We start from the raw sequence: 21,467 nt of genomic DNA, 5'->3' as shown, positions 1-21,467 counted from the left end.
TATATTATTTTGTTAATTATAGAGGAGTTAAGCGATGCGTCTATTTTTTCGCGGCATGATTGTTATCATGCTCAGTTTGTCATTGGCGGCCTGCAAAAAAAAGCTAGAGGCGGACGAATTAGGTGTTGCTATCACAGAGGGCGGTATTTATTACACCCAGGTCTTTATGCACTATGAAAAAAATATTTATCCGACGACCAATTACCAAGTGGGTGTCCCTGTCCCTGTCAATACCCAAATTAAGCTGTTAGGCATTGATGATGCGACCATCAATATAGAAATCGGCAACCCCGGCCAAAAAGTGGTGGTCAAAAATATACAAAAGCATACTGGCGACACTACCCAGCAGGCATTTGGCAAATTGTTCGCTAAGCAACAAGTCAACCTGAACCAATTCAGTGCTTTGGAAAAAGAGAACATCAATAAGGGCACGGTTAGCGTAGGGATGGGCAAAAAAGCGGTGACGACCGCCATCGGTTATCCGCCGATCACGCGGACACCGAACTTGAGCGCCAATGCGTGGGTGTTCTGGCGGAATAAATTTAATACGTTTATCGTTAACTTTAAAGACGGCAAGGTCTCTGATATTATCGATTAAGCAGGCTTACCCCTATAAATTAACGGCGATGTTGCCGGTACTTAAAGGCGTTGCCGCCTCAATCTTGTTTATCAGTTACCCTTATATGGTTTATAAGGGGATGGAAAGCGGCATAGATTGGTTGGCGCCATTGATCTTTTCGGGCGTTTTTTTACATCGGGCGTGGTTTGCCCGGACATTGCCCAAACGGGTATTGAATATGCTTGTTGCGCTGGCCTTGTTGTTGGGGGCTTATTATGTGCAGAGCGTCACGGCTAAGATTTTACCCGTGTTGGTGCAGTTGGCACTGATGGTTTTTTTTAGCCGCGGGCTGTTCGGCGTGAAGGATCTGACTTTTATTGAACGGGTGGTGCTGTTGCAATTTCCCGAATCCCCCCCCGCAATTAGCGGGTATTGCCGACGGCTGAGTTGGGTATGGTCGGCTTTTTTTGCCTTCAATGCTTTGGTGTCCGTACTACTGGCGACGGCGGGAGCCGATTATTGGTGGGCTTTGTACAATGGTGTGCTGATCTACGTTTTAATGGGCGTGTTGGGCATTGGGGAATATATTTACCGGCGCATCTATTTTGTTGGCCCCCGTATTTTGCATCAAGGCATACCGGATCCGGTAACAACAATGAAAGCGCTGTTTATTAATGGCCGAAAGGTTTTTCTGGAAATGAAGGAACGTTAAATGCGAACAACAAACACGATTGTTTTTAGTGTGTTTGCCTTATTTTTGCTGGCTATGGGCAACGCTTATGCCGAAGATTCCCTGCTAAAATTAATGCAAAAACTCAAATCCGAGCCCATGTCTAGGGTTGCTTATCAGGAAACCCGAAACCTGAAGTTAATGGCGGAACCTTGGCATGGCAGCGGTTATTTGTATGCGTTGCCGCCGGAGCTGATGATTCGGGAACAACTGCAACCCGAACGGGTACTGATGGGGGCTAAAGGGAACCAAGCCTATTATTTTGATCCGGGTAAAAGTGAACGGCATCAGGCAGATTTGAATGACGGCAATGAATTAAATGCGCCGCTTACCGTATTTAAGGCTTTAGTGACCGCCGACGAAGCATTGTTACGCAGTGTATACCATATCGTTTTTACTAGCCATCCTCAGGATTGGCTGATGGAATTGTCCCCTAAGCAAAAAGCAGGAACCGTCGCTAAAATTTTTGTTTCGGGACGGCCAGGCGGGCAAATCGATAAGATCACTATCTTGCAAGAGGAAGGGGACAGCAGTGAATTTACCTTGCAGCCTACCCCAGGCGGCGGCCAAAACAATGCCGCCATAACGGGCCTGTTTCAAGAATTGGCCGGAGAATAATTTGTTTAACTGGCGCACAACGGGCTTTTATCTGCTGCCGCTCTTATTGGCATTGGCGGTGATGGCGGGCGTTAATTTCAAGACCGACCTGTCGGCATTCATTATTGCCGGCGACAATGCCGAAGAAACCCTGCTGGCCAGTGAAATGCAGTCCGGTGTCTTATCGCGGCGTTATCTGCTCGCCGTTGATGCGCAGCAGCCGGACGGTGTGCCGGCGGCGCTGATACAAACGCTGAAAAACCAGTTAAAAGCCATTGACGGTGTGACTGGGGTTTGGTCGCCGGAAGACAATACAGAAACCCCGGAATCCTTGCTGGCGTTGTACGGCCCTTATGCGGGCGCGTGGTATAGCCTAGATGACCAACACGGGTTGGCTGAGCTCTTTTCCGAAGCGGGCTTGCTGGCCCGCGCCGGGTTACTGAAAGAGGCTTTACTGTCGCCACAAGGCCCGGCAGTTAAAAAAATGGTGCTTCAAGACCCCTTGTTGTTGACGTTAAATGCGGTGAAAACGCAGGACATGCCTAGGCGGCAAGCCGGGTCGGCGGCGTATCGGAATCTAATTTTGGAAACGGCGATGTCAGGCTTGGACGTGCCGCAACAAAAGCGTATCCAAAAGGCCATTAATGATGTTTTTAACCGCCTTGATAAGCCTAACCATGTCTTGGCAGCCCACTATCGGCTGTCCATGACCGGGGTGCCGGTATTTGCCGTCGCGACGCAAGTGCTGATCCAAGGGGATATACAATGGGTCAGCCTGTTATCCGTTATCGGCTTACTGAGTTTGTTTTTGGTGGTTTTCCGCTCATTCCCCGCATTGTTGCAGGTGTCCGCCATGTTATTGATCGCCATTTTGGCGGCGATGCTTACGACACAGGGGGTATTTGGTTATGTGCATGGCATGACGGTTGCCATAGGCGCTACCTTGGTCGGGATTTGTATCGACTATCCCATGCACGCCATCGCCCATGCCCAAACCGTTAAGTCCGGCCAAAGGTTGGCGGTGATAGCCAAAATATGGCCCAGTATGGTGTTGGGCGGTATCACCACGTTGATCGGGTATATGGCGTTAGGCGCATCGGGTTATCCGGGCTTTAAACAGGTGGCTGTTTTTGCGGCCAGCGGCATTATTGTTAGCCTGTTGCTGACCCGGTTCGTGTTGCCGGGGTTGGTGAAAAACCAAACGGATAGGCCGTTGAACGTGCCGTTCGTAGGGGCGTGGGCGGTATTTTGCCAACGCTTTAGGCCGGCGTTATTGGCGGTGTCGGCAGTCATCTCGGTGGCCTCGCTGTTTGGCGTTTCATCGTTGCATTGGATGGCGGACATGCAAGCGTTAACGCCCGAATTGGATTATCTTAAGCAAAATGACCAGCGTATTCGGGAACGTATGGCCAATATAGAACCCGGACGCTTCGTATTGGTTACTGATAGTACGGCCGAAGGGGCTTTGCGGCGTAGCGAGGCGGTTTATAAGGTGTTGGACACGCTTAAGCAAGCCCGGCATTTGACCGGCTATTACGGGCTTTATCCTTGGGTTTTGTCACAACATCAGCAACAACTTAACCAGAACGTATTGCAGGATTATCTTACCACTGATAACTTGTTACGTTGGCAACATGCCTTAACGCAACAAGGGTTGTCGGTTGAAAAGCTGGGGTATTTTAATTATCCTTCTATCCAACCCATGACATTTGGGCAAGTGCTGGCAACCCCGGTAAAAAAATGGCTCGATAACCGCATCATTCAAGGCAAAGACCAAACCCTTATCATGATCTGGTTGTCAGGACACGATCCTGACGCGGTCAAAGCGGCCTTGGCGCATCAGGAAGGTGTGCGGTATTTTAGCCAACGCGACTTGCTCAACACGATGATGCGTGATTTTACCGGGCGGGCGCAGCACTTGTTGTCGGTAGGGTTAATCATCATCTTCCTCTTACTGATGGGTCGTTACAAAAGCCTGTTTAAAACCGCGCAAACCTTGTTGCCGGCGGTTTTGGCCGCCGTCATGGTGTTAGGGTTTTGGTCATTTACCGGGGTTGCCATCAGTTTTCTGCATTTGGTGGGTTTTTTGTTGGTGGTCGCCATCTGTGTCGATTACGGTATTTTTTATCAGGAAAACCGGGGCGGCGACAGCGCTTTGACTTACCAAGCCATGGGTGCGGCAATGCTGACCAGTGCCTTAGCTTTCGCCTGCCTGATGGTGTCGGACAGTACCTCGCTCAGAATTTTGTCGGGCGTGGTGGTGTTGGGCGTGGTGCTGGGGTATTTGCTGTGCCCAATCATTATTAAACCTCAACAGCCGTCCATAACATGAACCATACCCAGCTCCATACCCTGTTTGTGCAAATTAGCCTGATGTTGGCGGTTGCTTGCCTATTCGGCTATGTGATGAAAAGGCTGGGGCAACCTGTCGTGCTAGGCGAAATCATCGGCGGTATCCTGCTCGGCCCCACTGTTTTCGGCGCGGTTTTCCCTGACATTCATGCGGGCTTGTTTCCGGCCGACAAAACGATTGCCACGGGCATTGATACCCTGCTGAAGGTTGGGATGATGTTTTTTATGTTCGCGGCGGGGTTGGAAGTCAACTTAAGCCACTTTAGAAACGGCAAATGGCCTATTATATTTACCAGCCTGTTTGGCGGCGTATTGCCCTTCGCCTTAGGTTTTGGCATGGTGTTTCTGTTCCCCAGCTTGTGGGGGCAAGCCGCCCCGCCCACTGACAACCTGTTGCTGGCACTCTTTATGGGGACGGCTTTGGCCATTTCCGCGTTGCCTATCATTGCCAGGATATTAATGGAAATGAATTTGCTGGGCAGCAGGGTCGGCATGACAATTATGACCTCGGCGATGATTAACGATTTGGTCGGCTGGGTGCTGTTTGCGTTCCTGTTGCGCAACTTTGGGCGCGAAACCGTGGGCGGAAACGTTTTTACCGCGTTGGCCTTGGTGCTGGGCTACGCACTGCTGATTTTGGCGATAGGCCGCTGGTTGTTGCGCCCGATATTGAAAAGCGGCTGGCTGTTCAAAAACTGGCCGGGGGGCGTGTTGACTTTTATTGCCTTGCTCATTATGTTGGCGGCGGTCGGGGCGGAACATATTGGCATACACGCCATTTTCGGCGCGTTTCTGGTCGGGATGGCGCTCAGCCAAGGCCACGACCCCGAACAGGAAAAAACCATTAATGCGATCATCCAGCCGTTTGCCCTCAACTTTTTTGCGCCGCTTTATTTTGTGTCCGTAGGTCTTAAGGCGAATTTTAGCAGCCAATTTGATGGCCCTTTATGCCTGCTGATTTTTGCGCTTGCCTGCGTGGGGAAAATTATCGGTGCGGGTTTGGGCGCAAAATTGGGCGGGATGTCTTGGCGGGAGGCGGCGGCTGTTGGTGTCGGCCTAAATTGTCGGGGGGCGGTAGAAATCATTTTGGCATCGGTGGCCTTAGAATATCACCTGATTGACCAGCGCATTTTTGTGGCGTTGGTGTTGATGGCCTTTTTGACGACACTGTTAAGCAGCGCCTTATTGAAACCTTTGTTGAATAAAGGCCGCCAGTTTTCATGACCGATAGCACGCCGGGCTTACGTTTTGTCTTAAAGGCTTGGGCGGCCTGGCCGCCATTACCCGCACCGGATGATATGGCATTGGCAGCAACGCAAAAAAACCTCTTGTCCGTTATCCCTAATCATTTAAAACGGCGTTTGTCGCCGTTGGCAAAAACCGTTTTTTGCGCGCTTAGCCAATGTGCCGGCACAAAAAGCCAGTCGCCCGTGGTGTTTAGTTCCACACACGGTGAATTGGGCAGGTCTTTGGAAATGATTAAGTTGATTGAAGCGGGCGAGGAGATTTCGCCTACGGCATTCAGCCTGTCCGTACACAATGCCATTGCCGGCCTGTTCTCGATTGTTTACGGCAATACCTGTGAAATCACGGTCTTGGCATCCGGTGAGGATGGTGTGGGATCCGGGTTCCTTGAGGCATTAGGCTTACTGCAAGAAGGTGCGGCGGAGGTGTTGCTGGTGTTTTACGACGAACCGCTACCGGATTTTTATCCTGCCGCCCCGTTTCGCTTGAGCGCCGACAGCGCAAGTGCGCTGGTATTGGCTATCGGTAAAGACGGTGACGGGCAAGCGATGCAGTTCAAACGTGATGGGCAATGCGGCTATGCAGGTGAACAGCCGGTGCAGCTCCCCCTATTGCTAGCCTTCTTATCCGGTGCGGACACCAGTTTACAGATTACAACGCCCAGACAAACTTGGCATTGGCAAAAGTTGGCAAGCTTGGCCGAAATCACCTGATACCTAGGGTCGCCCAAGCGAATAAACGGCCTAAAACCTCCACAGCTTAAGAGAATAACCATGCCTTCTATAAAAAATGTCGCCATTATCGGCGGCGGCCCTGCATCCAGTGCCTTAGCGATACATTTGTGCCGCCAAGGCTGCAAGGTAGCCATTTTCGCCATGCCGGAACGTGCGTCTATTTTAGTGGGGGAATCGTTAGTGCCTATGATCGTCCCCTTATTGCAAGAATTGGATGTGGAAGCGGAAGTTGCCAGTTATAGCCAGTATAAACCGGGCGCCTGTTTCACTTACAATGCCGATGAAGTCTTTGAGTTCCGCTTTGCCGACACCCCCAGCGACTTGCCGTCTTATTCGTATAATGTCCCTAGGGACCGCTTTAATGCGACCTTACTTGCCGCCGCGCAACGGGCAGGCGCGAAACTGATTGCGCATCATGTGCAGTTAAGCCGCGTGGCCGACACTGACTGGCTTACATTCGATGCACAATCCTTGGCCGCAGCGGCGGGTTGTTGGGATGCGGCAGAACCGGATTTGATTGTTGATGCCGCAGGCCGCGCCAATCTGATTGGTAGGCTGCTCAATATCCCCATGCAAAAAGGGTTACGGCAAGATGTCGCGCTGTTTGCCCATGTGGACAAAACCGAATTGGTCGATCCGGGGTATGTGCATAATGACCGGATGGATCAAGGTTGGTGTTGGCGCATCCCGTTGCCGGGGCGGGTGTCTTTTGGCTTTGTGGTGCCGGAGGCTTACGCCTTCCAACACGGGGAAACGCCTGAAGAGCAATATGAGCAGCTATTAAAAACCGATACGGTGCTACGGCGTTTGGCTCCCGAAGCCAAGCGGGTAACGGAGGTGTTGTGCTTTAGGAACTACCAATCTATCTCGGACAGGATATGCGGTGAAAATTGGGTCATGTTGGGCGATGCGGGCGGCTTTGTCGACCCGGTGTTTTCCAGCGGCATGTTAATCGCACTGGACAGCGCAAAGAAATTGTCGGCCATTTTATTGGCCAACAAACCCTTGGCGGATTACGAAACGGTCACCCGCCGCCATTTGGCGGCGTGGTTTGAAATCGTCAGCTATTACTATGATGGCCGCTTGATGGGCAGCATTAAGGCCGGGCAAACGATGCCCGTCAACCGTTTCACCCGCTGGTTGCTGGCTTGGGTCAGCGCCCGTGTCAGCCGGATTTTTAGCGGTGCGGCGGCAAGCAACCCATTCTGCCTAAATTTGCTGCGTTTCTTGGTGAAGTACACGCTAATAGGACTGAGTCCTGAACGTTATAAAATCAACTAGGTGTGTTGGCTAAAATGACGGCCCCTTATTAAAAAAGTTGGCTCTATATGTGTTTCAGGGTCTTTTGCTAAGGGTGTACGGTAAGGCGTTAGTAAGCATGGCAACCTCTAAAATACCCGTCATTCCGGCAGGGATTGCCGGAGCCGTTAGACCGCGTAAGCGAATCCAGATGCCATGGATGGCATCTATGCAATTTTTATGTGTCAAAAATAGCCGAATATCTATTTTTTGACGTAATTGCAATCGTTCACATCCCTGTAAACTGGATTCCGGCAATCCCTGCCGGAATGACGGGTAGATTTATGGTCGCTATATTTATTAACGGCAAAAAGACCTTGAACCCCATATAGAGCCATTAGAGATTACTATGACGTTATTATTTTGCAATGTTGGTTGGATGAACAATTACGATGGAATTGATGGTGATTCCATCGTTCGGGGCGGTGCATACAACCAACATTCAGTTGGGTCGGAAGTCTGCAATTTCACCAATATTGACGGTACTGTATATGGCTATGTACAGCTTAAGGGAGAACAAATAAGGATTGAACGACTAGGTGCCAGTAAAAATGACAACTCAATAGATGGAATAACCGTTGTCTGGTTAGCCAGTTCAGATAGCAGCGGCACTGTCGTTATAGGGTGGTACAAAGACGCTACGGTATATCGCTATCCTCAAAAAATAAAATCGCCTACAAAACTACAGAAAAACAACCGATTGAAATTCTATCGCATTAAAGCCCAGACCGATAAAGCCCTACTCCTTCCTGTGGAACAACGGGAGCTTACTATTCCACGTGGTGTTAAAGGCGGTATTGGACGAAGCCATGTCTGGTACGCAGATAAAGAGGAAAATAAAAAAACCGTAAACGCCGTAACAAACCTGATTGAGAATGGCGATAAGTTTTACTTGCCTGATATTGATGGTTATTTATTTGGCTTTGAGGGCAATCCCCGTCTAGCGGCACATCTTAGGCGTGAACGAAATGCAGCACTTGTCAAGGCAAAAAAAGAATCCACACAAAAAGCAACAGGAAAATTATGTTGTGAAGTTTGCGAATTTGATTTTTCAGTAACCTATGGCAAATATGGAGAAGGTTTTTGCGAAGTTCACCACCTTAAGAAACTAGCAAAATCTGATGGCGTAGTTAAGACTGAATTACAAGACTTAGCGGTTGTATGTTCAAATTGCCATCGAATTATTCATCGCACTGAGCCTATGCTTAATATTGCAGATTTAGTAAACATTGTTCGGCCGAGGCGCGTCTAACTTAAATTTCTTGCATAGGTTCCATTGCACTACCCTTTACATAACTTTAAAAGAAACGAGAAATGACCACTAACCCTACCCAAGATGACATAGAAAGCCAATTGTGCGAATTTTTACGCACCAATGTATTGGCGGGCGATGTGGCTGTTTCTCCTGAAACCCCCTTGTCGTTAATCGGTGTGGATTCGTTTGCACTGATGGAATTGGTGTTGTTTATTGAGCGCCGTTTCGGCTTGGAACTGCCGGCGGAAGCGTTGACTCCCGAAAATATTGCCAGTGCCGGGGCATTGGCCGGGTGTTGCGTGGTTTTGCTGGCGCAAAACCGCCATGCTTGAAACCGCTAACCCTTTGCCTGAACATATCGTCCTGAATGGGGCGGATTATTTCTGTTTGCAGTTGGACAGGCTCATGTGGCAAACCAGCGGCAAACGCAATGTCTGCGTTTTGGTGGTGACGTTGGCGGAACGGCTGGCGCTGGCGGATTTACAGCAACAGTTGGATCAGCGTCCGGCTTATCAATGGCTTTGCCGCTTGCGTTTGCGTGAAGGTCTGCCGTTCAGTTTGGCACAATGGGTTTATGAGCCCAAGGCGGCTATGCCGGTCGTGAGCGAATATCCGCTGGCGGCTTCCGGTAAGCTACCTGACGGCCTATTGTCGGGAGGGCTGGACATTAAAAAACAAGCCCCCTTTAAAATTGATTTGTTACAGTCAGGTGATGCGGGGTCGGTGTTGGTTTTCACTTGGCACCATGTCTTAATGGATGCGCACGGTGGCGAGCTGTTTATCCGGTACTTAGGCATGCCGCCCGCCGTAAGGCAAGCTAGCTGGGTAGCGCCTGAAGAGCCTAAGCTGCCGCTAAAGGTTCGGGGCAAGATTGCTTCGGATATGAAGCAATTCCTTTACGACACCTCGTCTTTGCCCTTATTGTCGCTGTATAAAAGCAATCTGGACAAACCGCAGGCGTGTTACCGCGTCCTGTCGTTCACGCCCCAGCAAACGCTTATGGTTAACGGAGAGGCCAAGCGCTTGGACGCGGGCTTTTTACCCAGTGCGTTTTATCTGGCCGCCACCACTTATGCAGTGGCACAAGTCCAGAAAAAACGCGGGGAGATTGACGGTGACGCGCTGGTGCCGGTTCCCGTTGACCGCCGCAAGCGGGGCGCGCCCGGGGCAATCTTGGGGAATCAGGTCAGCTTTCTTTTTTATCGCCTGCCAAAGGCCATTTTAGAAGACGTGCCGGCCATGACGGGGGAGTTAATGACGCAAATGAAAGCGCTGATGCGTGCCGAAAGCCCCGCACACTATACCGTTATGATGGATTTTTTGCGGCGGCTACCGGGCTTTATCTATCGCCGCGTGTTAAAAGCCCCGACCCAAGGGCTGATGGCGAGTTTTTTTTATTCCGATACCGGGGATTCATTGCAGGATTTTACCGGGTTGTTCGGCCAACCGGTCAAGGGTGCTGTCCATTATCCGCCCAATATGTACCCGCCCGGCCTGACCTTTATTTTTAGCCGTTACCAAGGCGCGTTGCAAATCACGTTGTCTTATATGCACGCGGATCTCACGGAATTTGAGGCGCAACAGTTGTTGGCGACGGTGCATAGCGTGTTGCTGGGTGATAAGGGCTAAGTATGCGCTGCGATGTCGCGGTGATAGGCGCGGGGGCTGCCGGTATTGCCGCTGCCGTGGCGGCGGGGGAAGCGGGGGCTAATGTTGTCCTTGTGGAACGCCACGGTTTTACTGGCGGTTTGGCCACTGCCGCCTTGGTGGGGACTATTTGCGGGTTGTTTTATCGCCACCCGACCACGGCGCGATATGCCGTGCAGGGGTTTGCGCGGGAATTTGCCGACGCGGTGCAAACGGCCAGCCAAAGCCAAGTCGCCACTTTTGGCGAAGGCTTACATTTTTTGCCTTACCGCCCTTCCGCCTTCCATCACGTGGCGGTAAGGCGGCTACAACAGGCTGGGGTGCGGATAGTGTTGCAAGGCTACGTTAGCGGCGTTTGCCTGAGCCAAAAGCGGGTAGGCGAGCTGCGCATCCAAACCCCGGCGCAGATACTGAGCCTTTATCCGGCGGCGGTCGTCGATTGCAGCGGCGGCGCCCAAATCTCCCTGTTGGCGGGGCTGGACAGGATAAGGCAAGCGCATTACCAAGCCGGGGCGTTGGTGTTTCAGGTTAGCGGCTTGCCTGAGATAGCGCCTGACGCACTGTCTTTAGCATTAATTCGCGGGCTTAAGCGGGGCATTCAATCGGGATGTTTAGACCCGTATTGCGACCGCCTGTCTATTATTCCGGGGTCAAATGCCCAAGGCCAAACGCTGCTCAAATTGGGGATGCCGGTACCGTTCGACGGCTCTATCGGTTGCCTAAGCCAGTATGAGTTGGAGGCGCGTGAACGCAGCAGCAATATTGTGGATTATCTGAGCCGCAACGAACCGTCCTTGGTAAACTTACGCATCACGGCTATGGCGGCTGAAGTGGGTATACGCACCAATGAACGCTCTCAAGGGCTCGCGTTATTAGATGAAAACCATGTCCTGGCTTGCCGAAAACCTGACACGGGTGTGGCTATCGGCGCTTGGCCTATCGAATATTGGGGGGAAGACCGCAAACCGACGCTACGTTATTTTCCTATAGATGACGCGTATTGGATAACGGCAAAAATGCTTGTGTCCTGCCATTTGGACAATCTTTTTTTTGCAGGCCGGGGCTTATCGGCGACAGAAGCGGCGATAGCCTCGGCGCGTGTGATCGGCACTTGTTTAAGCACAGGCTATGCGGCGGGTGGGTTGGCCGCCGAATTCAGCGCGACAGGCGGCTGGCAAACTGCCGTTAACAATATCCGTCACCGACAAATTATGGCTAAAAACTTATAGTAGGCCATTGTTTTTTAAATTATTTTAAATGTAGCCATTTTATGGATTCTGCCTACCAGTTACTTGAAGCCGCCGCCCAGGCTTGGCCTGACCGCCCGGCGTTAGTTGATGACTATGGCACGATGCGTTATCACGAATTATATGCGCAAACGGAAACCCTAAAAGCCCAGTTGCTGCAAATGGGAATAAGCAAAGGCTTGGGCTTGGCGGTTATGGGACGCAATGGCCGCGCCTTTGTCGCCGCCATGTTAGCGGGGCTGGGATGTGGCGCGGTGGTCGTACCGTTATCGCATCAACTGAAATTGGCGGAAATAACCCAACTATTGCAGGATACGGGCGTACACGCCGTATTGGACGATCAAACGGGTGTCATGCCAACGGGGGGCAATAGCCTGCTGATAGCTTTTTCGGCGCAAACATTACGCTTTGCCTGGACTGGCGCAGACACTGGCCAAGCGATGACCCCCTTACCAGACGCGGCTTTTATCCGTTATACCTCAGGCACGACGGGGAACAGCAAAGGGGTCGTGCTGAGGCACCACAGCATTTTGGCGCGGGTCGAACACGCCAGCAAGGCTTTGCGGCTCAGTTCTGAAGACGCGGTGTTATGGGTTTTGCCGATGGCATTTCATTTTTTGGTCAGCATTTTGGTTTATATCCGCGTCGGGGCGAAAATTATCGTTTGTAAAGATATATTGGCAAGCACGTTACTTCAGGATGCCGACCGACACCGCGCCACCCTGCTGTATGCCGCCCCCATGCACTTCCGTTTGTTGGCGGCGGATACATCGGGGATGCTGATGCCCGCCCTTAAAGCGGCCATTTCCACATCATCGGCCATACCGCCCGCGATTGCCGAGGCTTTTACCCGGCGTTTCCGGGTACCGGTGAGCCAGGCCTACGGCATTATTGAAGCCGGATTGCCATTATTGGACAGCCTGACCGGGCTACCTGACCCGCACAGTGTAGGCTTTCCGACCGATGGCTTTAATGTGGCGGTACTGGACGATAATGGCTTGCCGATACCTGACGGGCATATCGGGCGGTTGGCCGTTTGTGGGCCAGGCTTATTTGACGCTTACCTAAAACCTTGGCAAACAGCCGGGGAAGTCATGCGGCAAGGTTGGTTTTTAACTGGCGACCTTGCCGTATGCGGGGGTGATGGCCGCATCACTATTTGCGGGCGCGAAAAGGCTATGATTAATGTGTCAGGTAACAAGGCTTTTCCTGAAGAGATCGAAGCGGTATTAAGCACGCACCCTGACATTGTCGCCTGCCGTGCTTTCGGGCAAGCGCATCCTTTGTTTGGGGAAGTGGTTTGTGCCGAGGTGGTCTTAACACAGCAGGCTGCATGGGATGTGGAAGGGCTGTTGCAATTTTGCCGACAACGGCTGTCCACCTATAAAGTGCCGCAATACTTGCAAAGGGTGGCCCAAATAAACCACACGGCAAGCGGCAAGGTAAAAAGGTAAGGGCTTAATTTTTAGTGAGACGGTGTTTCTAAGTACGCTATAATCATAACCTATTAAAAATAGGTGTTTGCCGTTAATACACCGGACTTAAGCACAATATTTTTATAAAAACGTAATACCACTACTCGGTGCGGACAATAATGGATCAAAAAAAAGTAATTATTATCGGGGCAGGGCCATCGGGCAGCATCGCGGCAGCTTTATTGCAAAAAAAAGGCCATCAGGCCATTATCTTGGAGCGGGAAGTCTTTCCGCGTTTTAGTATTGGTGAAAGCCTGTTGCCGCAGTGTATGGCATTCATTGAAGAAGCCGGGATGTTACAGGCGGTTATTGAGGCCGGTTTCCAGTTAAAAACCGGCGCCGATTTTTTATGCGGCGACAAACGCTCAGAATTTTATTTTGCCGACAAATTTAGCCCTGGCTTTGAGACGACGTTTCAGGTGCAACGGGATCGCTTTGATGCCTTGCTGGCTACCGAGGCGCAAGCGCAAGGCACGGTCATTCAATGGCAGCACCAAGTATTAGGCGCGGATTTTTCGGGTGCAAAACCCGTTTTGACCGTATGCGACGAACAGAAGGCGACCTACCAAACCGAAGCGGATTTTGTTTTAGATGCCAGCGGCTTTGGCAGGGTGTTGCCGCGTTTGTTAAATCTGGAAAGCCCGACCAACTTCCCGGTCAGACAGGCATTGTTCACCCATATTGAAGACCGGATTAGCGGTGCAGATTATGACCGTAAACAAATAAGCATCGTCATCCATCCCAAAATGGCCGACGTTTGGTACTGGCTTATCCCGTTTAGTAATGGCCGTTGCAGTTTAGGGATTGTCGGGGAGCCCCGCTTATTCGACGGCTTTGCAGATAACCAACAGGCTTTCCACGCTTTAGTGGCGGAAGAGCCTAATTTGTCGGCCTTACTGGCCAATGCCGTTTACGACACGCCCATTAACGGTATTAAAGGCTATAGCGCGAATGTCAGCGCATTACACGGCAAAGGCTACGCCTTGCTGGGTAATGCCGGCGAATTTTTGGATCCGGTGTTTTCTTCGGGTGTGACCATCGCGATGAAATCGGCGAGTTTGGCCGCTGACGTACTGGACCGCCAATTTAACGGCCAAGCAATCGATTGGCAACGTGACTATGCCCAGCCGTTACAAAAAGGTGTGGACACGTTTCGGACTTTTGTTACATCATGGTACGAAGGCGGTTTACAGGATGTGATTTTTTACAACCAACAACAGCCTAACATTAAAGCCATGATCTGCTCTATTTTAGCGGGTTACGCTTGGGACGAACGTAACCCTTATGTTAAAAATTCACAAAACCGCTTGAATACCTTGGTGGAACTTTGCAGAATAACGGCTTAATGGATGAAGTTTTACCTGAACGACCTTGGTATAGTATCGCCTTTAGGTGATTCTAAAACAGAAAATCTCAAACGCGTTTTAGCAGGCGACCAGACCGGGTTTGTGCTGGCAGAGCGTTTGTTTGCCAAAAGGCCTGCTTATGTCGGGGAAGTGCAGGCAAACTTACCCAGGGTCGATACATCTGCCCACGTTTACTATGATTGCCGCAATAATCGGCTGTTGCTGGCCGCACTCGACCAAATTAAGGGTACGGTAGATGGCATGATCCGCCGCTTTGGGGCAAACCGGATCGGCGTGGTGATAGGCACCAGCACTTCCGGGCTTAGCAATACCGAATCGGCTTGGGCGGGGGTCGCCCAAAACGGGCATAAACCGGACGCATTTCATTATAAGCAACAACAGTTGGCAGGCGGCGCCGACTTTCTGGCGGCGTATTTAGGCCTTACAGGGCCTGCTTACGCGATTTCCACGGCCTGTTCATCCAGCGGCAGGGCTTTAGTGTCGGCACGCCGCCTGCTGGCCTTAGATATATGCGATGCGGTCATCGTCGGCGGGGCGGACAGCTTGTGCCGCTACACGGTGCATGGCTTTGCCGCCTTAGAATCGGTTGCGGCGGGCTTATGCAAGCCATTTGGCCTAAATCGGGACGGCATCAACATAGCGGAGGCCGCCGCCTTATTTGTGATGAGTAAAGAGGCGGGGCCGGTGCAGTTATCCGGCATCGGCGCGAGCAGTGACGCATACCATTTCTCCGCCCCGGCGCCTGACGGCAAATCTGTCATAAAAGCGATGCGCATGGCCTTGCAAGAAGCCGGAAAAGCGGCGGGCACTATCGATTACCTCAACCTGCACGGCACCGCCACCCCATTGAACGACGCAATGGAAAGCCGTAGCGTGTTTGACGTTTTTGCAGACGGGACAGCGGCCAGCTCGACTAAAGGCATGACCGGACACGCATTAGGGGCCGCCGCCGCTCTGGAACTGGGGTTTTGTTGGCTGTTACTGACCGCCGACGACCCTTCCGGGGAATTGCCGCCCAATATCAATGGCGACGAATTCGACCCGGCATTAGCAAAACTCAACTTCGTCAAACCAGGGCACTATTTGGGACGTAAGATCAATGCCTGCCAAAGCAATTCCTTTGCTTTTGGCGGCAATAACCTATCCATTGTCGTAGCACGTACATGAAAGGATATACACTGGGCGAATTATTGCCCCATGATGGCGGCATGATGCTGTTAGATAAAATCGTCAGTTTTGACGGGCAGTCCATGGTGTCTGAGGTCATTGTCCAAAGCAACGGCTTATTTGGCGACGGTGACACCGTGTCCGCGCTGGTAGGCATAGAATACATGGCGCAAACCATATCGGCGCACAGCGGGATGATGGATAAAATAGCGCAACGGCCTAGTTACTTGGGCTTTTTACTGGGGACACGCCTATACACCAGCAACGTAGGCAGTTTCTTGATGGGGTCGCTATTGACGGTGACTGTCAAAATAATATTACAGGAACAAGGGCTAGGTGTGTTTGATTGCAAAATTACCGCACCTGGCGTGTTGGTCGAGGCCAAATTAAATGTTTATCAACCACAATCAGAACATAATCGTGTACTTACAGAATAGATGGCCGGATGTTGCACAATGAGTGAAACCATTTTAGTGACAGGTTCCAGCCGCGGTATCGGCAAAGCGATAGCCTTGTACTTAGCTGACAAAGGCTTCGATATTGCCGTCCATTGCCATAGCCGCAGAGCCGAAGCCGAAACCGTCGCAGAGGCCATTTCAGCAATGGGGCAAAAAGCCCGCGTCTTACAGTTTGACTTGGCCGACCGCCAGCAATGCGCCGATTTGCTGACACAAGATATTGCCCTGCACGGCGCTTACTACGGCGTGGTCTGCAATGCGGGCATCACCGCCGACAATGCGTTTCCGGCATTGACCGATACCGACTGGGATACGGTGATTGCAACCAATTTGGACGGCTTCTACAATGTCTTAAAACCGTTGGTTATGCCCATGATCCAACGGCGCAAACCCGGACGCATCGTTACTGTGGCTTCGGTTTCCGGCCTCATGGGCAACCGCGGGCAAGTCAATTACAGCGCCGCCAAAGCCGGCATAATAGGCGCCACCAAGGCGCTGGCCTTGGAACTGGCAAAACGCCATATCACTGTGAATTGCGTTGCGCCCGGCCTGATTGAGACCGAGATGCTGGAAGGCTTGCCGCTGGAAGACATTAAACAACTGATCCCACTAAGACGGGCGGGGACAGGCAAAGAAGTCGCCGCCGCCGTCGCCTTTTTAATGTCCGAGGATGCCGCCTATATTACCCGCCAAGTCATTTCGGTCAATGGGGGGTTATGCTGATGAAACGGGTAGTCATTACGGGCATGGCGGCGATTACGCCATTGGGCGACAACTGGGCCTGCGTGGCTGAAAAACTCAAGTCCCAGACCACAGGCATCCAAAAAATGCCCGACTGGAGCAAATATAAAGGCCTTAACACCCAATTGGCGGCACCCACAAACTTTGTCAGGCCGGAACATTATTCGCGTAAACAAATACGCGGCATGGGGCGGGTGGCGATGCTGGCGACCTACGTCACCGAACGGGCGTTGCAAGATGCCGGGCTGTTGGCCGACCCGATATTGAAAAGCGGCCGCGTCGGCATTGCCTACGGCAGCTCTTCCGGGAGCTTTGACGGCCTGATAGATTTCACCAAAATGCTGCTGAACTGCGATAAAGGCAGTTTGGACGCGACATCCTATATCCGCATGATGGGCCATACCTGCCCGGTCAATATCGGGCTGCATTTTGGCATTACCGGACGGATTATCCCGACCTCCAGCGCCTGCACGTCCAGTAGCCAAGCGCTAGGTTATGCTTATGAAACCATTAAGCACGGCATACAAACTATTATGATAGCGGGCGGCAGCGATGAATTGTCCCCCTCCCAACCTGCCATTTTCGACACGTTATTTGCAACCTCGCAACGCAACGACGAGCCGCACCTTACCCCAAGACCTTTCGACAAAAACCGCGACGGTCTGGTCATTGGCGAGGGCGGGGCAAGCCTCATCCTCGAAGAAAGGGATTACGCCCTTAGCCGAGGCGCACCCATTTATGCCGAGGTCGTCGGCTTCGGCACCAACTCCGACGGCCTGCACATTACAAAACCGGATTGCCAAAGTATGCAAACCGCCATGAAGCTGGCTCTTCAAGACGCGGATTTGGCAGCCAAAGCCATAGGCTATGTCAGCGCCCACGGCACGGCCACCGAGTTGGGCGATATTGCCGAAAGCCATGCGACAGGGGCTGTTTTTGGGCATAACATCCCCATCAGTGCAATGAAAAGTTATACCGGGCATACCTTGGGGGCGTGCGGCGCCATTGAAGCATGGGCGGCAATACAAATGATGAACGAAGGCTGGTTCCACCCGACCGCCAACCTGGACACGATAGACCCGCTGTGCGCCGAACTGGACTATATAACGGCGGCCACGCGTCTGCTGGAATGCGAATATCTGATGAGTAACAATTTTGCCTTTGGCGGCATTAACACATCGCTTATTTTTAAACGCTGCCTGTCCTAGGCAGATGGGAGATGTTTTTTTAACCCCCGTGAATTCAACCCTTTGCCAGCCGCTTCCCCTGGCAAAGGAAAAGCCGGGATGGGGGTGCCTGCTTGACCATACCACAATCTTACCCACTCTCTGGCAGATACCTGTTATAGGGGCTGACATTAACGCACAGGCCCAAAATGGGCTTTGAAGCCAGAAAAGCTGGTTTAATTTTAGTTGACACCATGCTACCAAAAATGACGATCCCATACAGCCGTTTCTTGCCTCTCAGTTTCTGCATTAGCGCCCTATTGGCAGGGTGCGCGCCAACCAGACAACTTGCCGTCAATTATCCCAGTACCGATGAGGGCGACCCTAAGGCCGCACAAGCGACTAAGACGCGCCCGTTTCAGGCCTTGCCTAATTTTCCTTCCATAGACGGCGACGATTATTATGTAAAGCTGATTGCCGAATTTGCTTTTAAAGGCGACACCGCCTTAAAAAGCGGATGTAACAGCTTAATCGCGTCTTTTAGCAAAAATGATTTGTCGTCAGCGCTGATTTTTAACGTCCGAAACAGCATCCTAAAACTGGATACCGAAGCTGTCGGCTATTCTTACCAGTCCACAACCGGAAAATGCAATTTTAAATTCGAGGCCAAAAAGCAAAACTTAACCCCTTGGATGCGCTTAGATTCGGGTACAGAAACCCAAGTGGACTACAGCCTTTATTCTAGCGCCAATAGCGATGTCGATGTGGCCGGGTTGGTCAGCAAAACCACAGCGGCCAGCAGCTTACTGGCATTCACCGGGGTGGGTTTGGGCGTTGCCGTGTTGGGCCAGTTTACGGGCCAATTGCTCAACACAAGCCAACAAACTCCAGCCTCACAAGCGGTAACGCCGCCCGCAAACCAAAGTGCGGAAACCCACTCCTTACCCGCCTTTGTGAGCTACACCGATAAAAGCGGCACGCTCAAGGAAACCGCATTTAAAGTTAATGCGGTCACTGAAGGCGGCGTTAACCCACTGAATGAAGACATCAAACCTATCGGCGAATTAAGGGTTTACCCAGAAATTACCCCCTCTTTGTTGCTAAGGACAAAAGCCGACGGCTTACCTGATGCACGCGATGTTTCCTGGATGGAAATCAGCCAATCACCGATGAAATCGGCGACAGGCGACATCAAACTGCAACAAGTGATCGAACAGTCCAAGCACCCCGAAAAACCTAATTTGCAGCCAAACTGGAACGATTACGAAGATGTACAAGTCAATTGCCGCAAAATAAAAGTGGTCATGAAAGACCTGGGATTTAATAAATTCGACCGTAACGCGTATATTTACTACTTTCTCTTAAACAGTGCCGATTGGAAAAACTACAACATCCCGGCACAAAAAGCGCAAGCCGAATCCGTCAACACCAAAACCCTGCAAAACTACCGCCGCAACAATTTTGGCGCTTGCCTGATCTCCGACGACATTGCCGCAATGAAAGCTATGGGGCTGCCCGTCAACACGGAATCCGATTGGGCGCAGATGGGCGATTCCAGCCAAAAGAAAGAACAGTTCTTCATGCCGCTTAAATCCATTGAACGCCAACTTCTCACCGTACTAAAAAATACTAACCAGGCGAAAATGGAAAGCCAGATATACCCGCTATTAACCACCGCCGGAAAAGGCGATGGTACGGTGCTGTTGCAAAATCATCTCGGCGATTTTGGCCTGGAAAAACTGTTGCAGCAACCTGCGGCCCCTGCCGCGCCGACATCGGAGCCGACACAAAATCCAGAAGCCGCCACCAACGCAGTGACAATAGCACCCTCAGCGCCACTCCCCCCCCCCATTCCCGGCGAAGGCATAATTATTACGGCCCATCAGCTAGTACAAGTGTTTTTAGGTTTGGCTTTCAACGAATTCAGTTGCGCCAGGATTATCCCGGAACAGATGGGCAAACCAACGGCGAACGCTGGCATACTGCTGTTCACCACCCAGGCAGGCGGCCCGCGCGCCAAGGGCGGCGCTATGGAATTTGAGTTTTCGGGCGGCAAAATTAACCGTATTGCGTTCCAGTCACCCAGCTACCGCGACTTTGAACAAGATACCATCGACCATCCAGAAATGGGGGGCTGCCGTATCGATGCCGAATTATTGACAAAAGTACGTTAACCGTTACTATTGTGTTCGGCAATGAGCCAAATTTATCCCATAAAAGGAAAATATCATGCGTAATACACTACTTAGAATTAATCTGTTCTTATTGGTCGGCATCATAACGGCTTGCGCCTCTTCAGGCAGCAAAACCAATACCCAAAGCAACACCCTGCCCGCCGGCAACAGTGCGGCTTCGCAGACCGCCGTCAATATCCCGTCAAACAGCCCGTTCGCTAAAGTAAAAGTCGGAATGCCGTACAGGCAAGTCCATGATTTAATAGGAGAGCCTACGGACACCGGAAGCCATGCAACCGGAAAAGCCTTTGTGCCTTTTTATTTCGGCGGCGATGTGATGCGCATGGAAGATTTTTATAAGGGCTTAGGACGCATTGTTTATACGGGGGCAGGAATGGGGGGCGTACATTTTAAAGTTCACGAGATCATTTACGACCCCAACGAAGACGGCTATAAAAACTGATGCTCCACCTATTTACCTTAAAACCCATCAGATAAAGCGGCAACGGTTGCGGCCTAAAATGCTTCGCATAACATTGATTATGTTAAATTTAATGCCTTATACTCGATCATCAAGTTTTTAACATTCGCCCAGACCGCTTTCAAGCGGTCATCCGGCAGCCCTATACTTTAGTGAAGGGGTTGTTTCCATCCGCCCCAAATCCCTGCCGGCAAGGTGCTTTTCGGAAGGCATCAGTTAAACACGTCCCCTATCATTTGGGTCAAACTGTTGAGCATCCCGGCGGGGTCGGGGTGTTCCAATGCCCTTTTGATAAAGGCCAACAACACGTCCATCTGTGATTTCCTTTGCAGGCTGCCGACGGTATGCGCGGGCAGTTGGTTTTTTAAGCGGGCCGTCTGCTCGGGGTGAAGGAGGAGGCAGTGGTCAAACAACAGACTCAGGATCAGGCCCCTGCTTGACCCCTCTTCGTCCAATTGTTTGGCCTCCCGCCCCCAACCTTCATAAAGCTTCCAGTCCTCGAAAAAAACTTCCACAAGCCACCGCAGCGAGTAGGTTTGGAGGATGTCCAACGCACGCCATGTCATATCGGTGGCCACCAGATAGCGGTAGCCGGTTTCGCCCTCATATTTGAGGGCGACCACAAAACGTTTTGGGGGATTGAAGTCCAGTGGTACGAAAACGTACGCTAAGCAAAATTATTGACTTTTATAGCAAAAAACATGGGTGAATCTGTCTCTTAAATCGATTAATAGACAGATTGTTTATTAATCTGGTGAAAAACGATTTAGTAG

20 protein-coding genes are annotated in these 21,467 nt (G+C 51.4%); 19 read left to right on the top strand and 1 reads right to left on the bottom strand.

What is annotated here, in order from left to right:
* The first annotated feature begins 34 nt into the window (after positions 1–34).
* From AADEFJLK_RS20985 to AADEFJLK_RS20895, 19 genes are all read left to right on the top strand, one after another.
* Positions 35–598 (top strand): hypothetical protein, encoded by a 564-nt coding sequence (locus tag AADEFJLK_RS20985; RefSeq protein ID WP_146054691.1) that lies wholly within the window; start codon positions 35–37, stop codon positions 596–598.
* Positions 599–626: 28 nt separating this feature from the next.
* A complete protein-coding gene (locus AADEFJLK_RS20980) occupies positions 627–1,271 on the top strand; it encodes a COG4648 family protein (protein ID WP_103975648.1) in 645 nt (214 codons plus the stop codon).
* Positions 1,272–1,907 carry a LolA family protein gene (locus tag AADEFJLK_RS20975; RefSeq protein WP_103975647.1) on the top strand — a complete coding sequence of 212 codons (636 nt, stop codon included), beginning with the start codon at positions 1,272–1,274 and terminating at the stop codon, positions 1,905–1,907.
* Between the two features lies 1 nt (position 1,908).
* Positions 1,909–4,218 carry an MMPL family transporter gene (locus AADEFJLK_RS20970; RefSeq protein WP_103975646.1) on the top strand — a complete coding sequence of 770 codons (2,310 nt, stop codon included), beginning with the start codon at positions 1,909–1,911 and terminating at the stop codon, positions 4,216–4,218.
* Positions 4,215–5,462: a cation:proton antiporter gene (locus tag AADEFJLK_RS20965; protein ID WP_103975645.1), complete on the top strand. Its 1,248-nt coding sequence runs from the start codon at positions 4,215–4,217 to the stop codon at positions 5,460–5,462. The genes AADEFJLK_RS20970 and AADEFJLK_RS20965 overlap by 4 nt, the downstream gene beginning before the upstream one ends.
* Positions 5,459–6,196 (top strand): beta-ketoacyl synthase chain length factor, encoded by a 738-nt coding sequence (locus AADEFJLK_RS20960; RefSeq protein WP_103975644.1) that lies wholly within the window; start codon positions 5,459–5,461, stop codon positions 6,194–6,196. Before AADEFJLK_RS20965 ends, AADEFJLK_RS20960 begins: the two co-directional genes overlap by 4 nt.
* A 60-nt stretch (positions 6,197–6,256) precedes the next feature.
* Positions 6,257–7,498 (top strand): NAD(P)/FAD-dependent oxidoreductase, encoded by a 1,242-nt coding sequence (locus tag AADEFJLK_RS20955; RefSeq protein ID WP_103975643.1) that lies wholly within the window; start codon positions 6,257–6,259, stop codon positions 7,496–7,498.
* A 367-nt stretch (positions 7,499–7,865) separates the two neighbouring features.
* Complete coding sequence (locus tag AADEFJLK_RS20950; RefSeq protein WP_103975642.1) at positions 7,866–8,768, top strand: HNH endonuclease; 903 nt, start codon at positions 7,866–7,868, stop codon at positions 8,766–8,768.
* 62 nt (positions 8,769–8,830) lie between these two features.
* A complete protein-coding gene (locus tag AADEFJLK_RS20945) occupies positions 8,831–9,103 on the top strand; it encodes an acyl carrier protein (RefSeq protein ID WP_103975641.1) in 273 nt (90 codons plus the stop codon).
* Positions 9,096–10,400 carry a hypothetical protein gene (locus AADEFJLK_RS20940; protein ID WP_103975640.1) on the top strand — a complete coding sequence of 435 codons (1,305 nt, stop codon included), beginning with the start codon at positions 9,096–9,098 and terminating at the stop codon, positions 10,398–10,400. Before AADEFJLK_RS20945 ends, AADEFJLK_RS20940 begins: the two co-directional genes overlap by 8 nt.
* Before the next feature lie 2 nt (positions 10,401–10,402).
* Complete coding sequence (locus AADEFJLK_RS20935) at positions 10,403–11,647, top strand: FAD-dependent oxidoreductase (RefSeq protein WP_103975639.1); 1,245 nt, start codon at positions 10,403–10,405, stop codon at positions 11,645–11,647.
* Between the two features lie 41 nt (positions 11,648–11,688).
* Positions 11,689–13,119 carry a class I adenylate-forming enzyme family protein gene (locus AADEFJLK_RS20930; protein ID WP_103975638.1) on the top strand — a complete coding sequence of 477 codons (1,431 nt, stop codon included), beginning with the start codon at positions 11,689–11,691 and terminating at the stop codon, positions 13,117–13,119.
* 140 nt (positions 13,120–13,259) lie between these two features.
* Positions 13,260–14,486: an NAD(P)/FAD-dependent oxidoreductase gene (locus tag AADEFJLK_RS20925; RefSeq protein WP_103975637.1), complete on the top strand. Its 1,227-nt coding sequence runs from the start codon at positions 13,260–13,262 to the stop codon at positions 14,484–14,486.
* Between the two features lie 3 nt (positions 14,487–14,489).
* Positions 14,490–15,674, top strand: a complete 1,185-nt coding sequence (locus AADEFJLK_RS20920; RefSeq protein ID WP_103975636.1) for a beta-ketoacyl-ACP synthase — start codon at positions 14,490–14,492, stop codon at positions 15,672–15,674.
* The gene (locus AADEFJLK_RS20915; RefSeq protein ID WP_103975635.1) at positions 15,671–16,111 is read left to right on the top strand and encodes a hotdog family protein; all 441 of its coding nucleotides are present in this window, start codon (positions 15,671–15,673) and stop codon (positions 16,109–16,111) included. Before AADEFJLK_RS20920 ends, AADEFJLK_RS20915 begins: the two co-directional genes overlap by 4 nt.
* An 18-nt stretch (positions 16,112–16,129) precedes the next feature.
* Positions 16,130–16,855, top strand: a complete 726-nt coding sequence (gene fabG, locus AADEFJLK_RS20910; RefSeq protein ID WP_103975634.1) for a 3-oxoacyl-ACP reductase FabG — start codon at positions 16,130–16,132, stop codon at positions 16,853–16,855.
* On the top strand, positions 16,849–18,081 hold the full coding sequence (locus AADEFJLK_RS20905; RefSeq protein ID WP_211299296.1) for a beta-ketoacyl-ACP synthase: 1,233 nt from the start codon (positions 16,849–16,851) through the stop codon (positions 18,079–18,081). Before fabG ends, AADEFJLK_RS20905 begins: the two co-directional genes overlap by 7 nt.
* A gap of 224 nt (positions 18,082–18,305) precedes the next feature.
* Positions 18,306–20,213: a hypothetical protein gene (locus AADEFJLK_RS20900; RefSeq protein WP_103975659.1), complete on the top strand. Its 1,908-nt coding sequence runs from the start codon at positions 18,306–18,308 to the stop codon at positions 20,211–20,213.
* Positions 20,214–20,268: 55 nt separating this feature from the next.
* Positions 20,269–20,676 carry a hypothetical protein gene (locus tag AADEFJLK_RS20895; RefSeq protein ID WP_103975633.1) on the top strand — a complete coding sequence of 136 codons (408 nt, stop codon included), beginning with the start codon at positions 20,269–20,271 and terminating at the stop codon, positions 20,674–20,676.
* 230 nt (positions 20,677–20,906) lie between these two features.
* Here the strand turns inward: AADEFJLK_RS20895 and AADEFJLK_RS20890 are convergent, their stop codons facing one another.
* Positions 20,907–21,317 carry a hypothetical protein gene (locus AADEFJLK_RS20890; RefSeq protein WP_103975632.1) on the bottom strand — a complete coding sequence of 137 codons (411 nt, stop codon included), beginning with the start codon at positions 21,315–21,317 and terminating at the stop codon, positions 20,907–20,909.
* Positions 21,318–21,467 lie beyond the last annotated feature (150 nt).

The sequence above is a fragment of the Methylovulum psychrotolerans genome (assembly GCF_002923755.1).
Classification (GTDB): domain Bacteria; phylum Pseudomonadota; class Gammaproteobacteria; order Methylococcales; family Methylomonadaceae; genus Methylovulum; species Methylovulum psychrotolerans.
The sequence above is the reverse complement of the archived record's forward strand: the minus strand, read 5'-3'. Positions and strand labels throughout refer to the sequence as shown.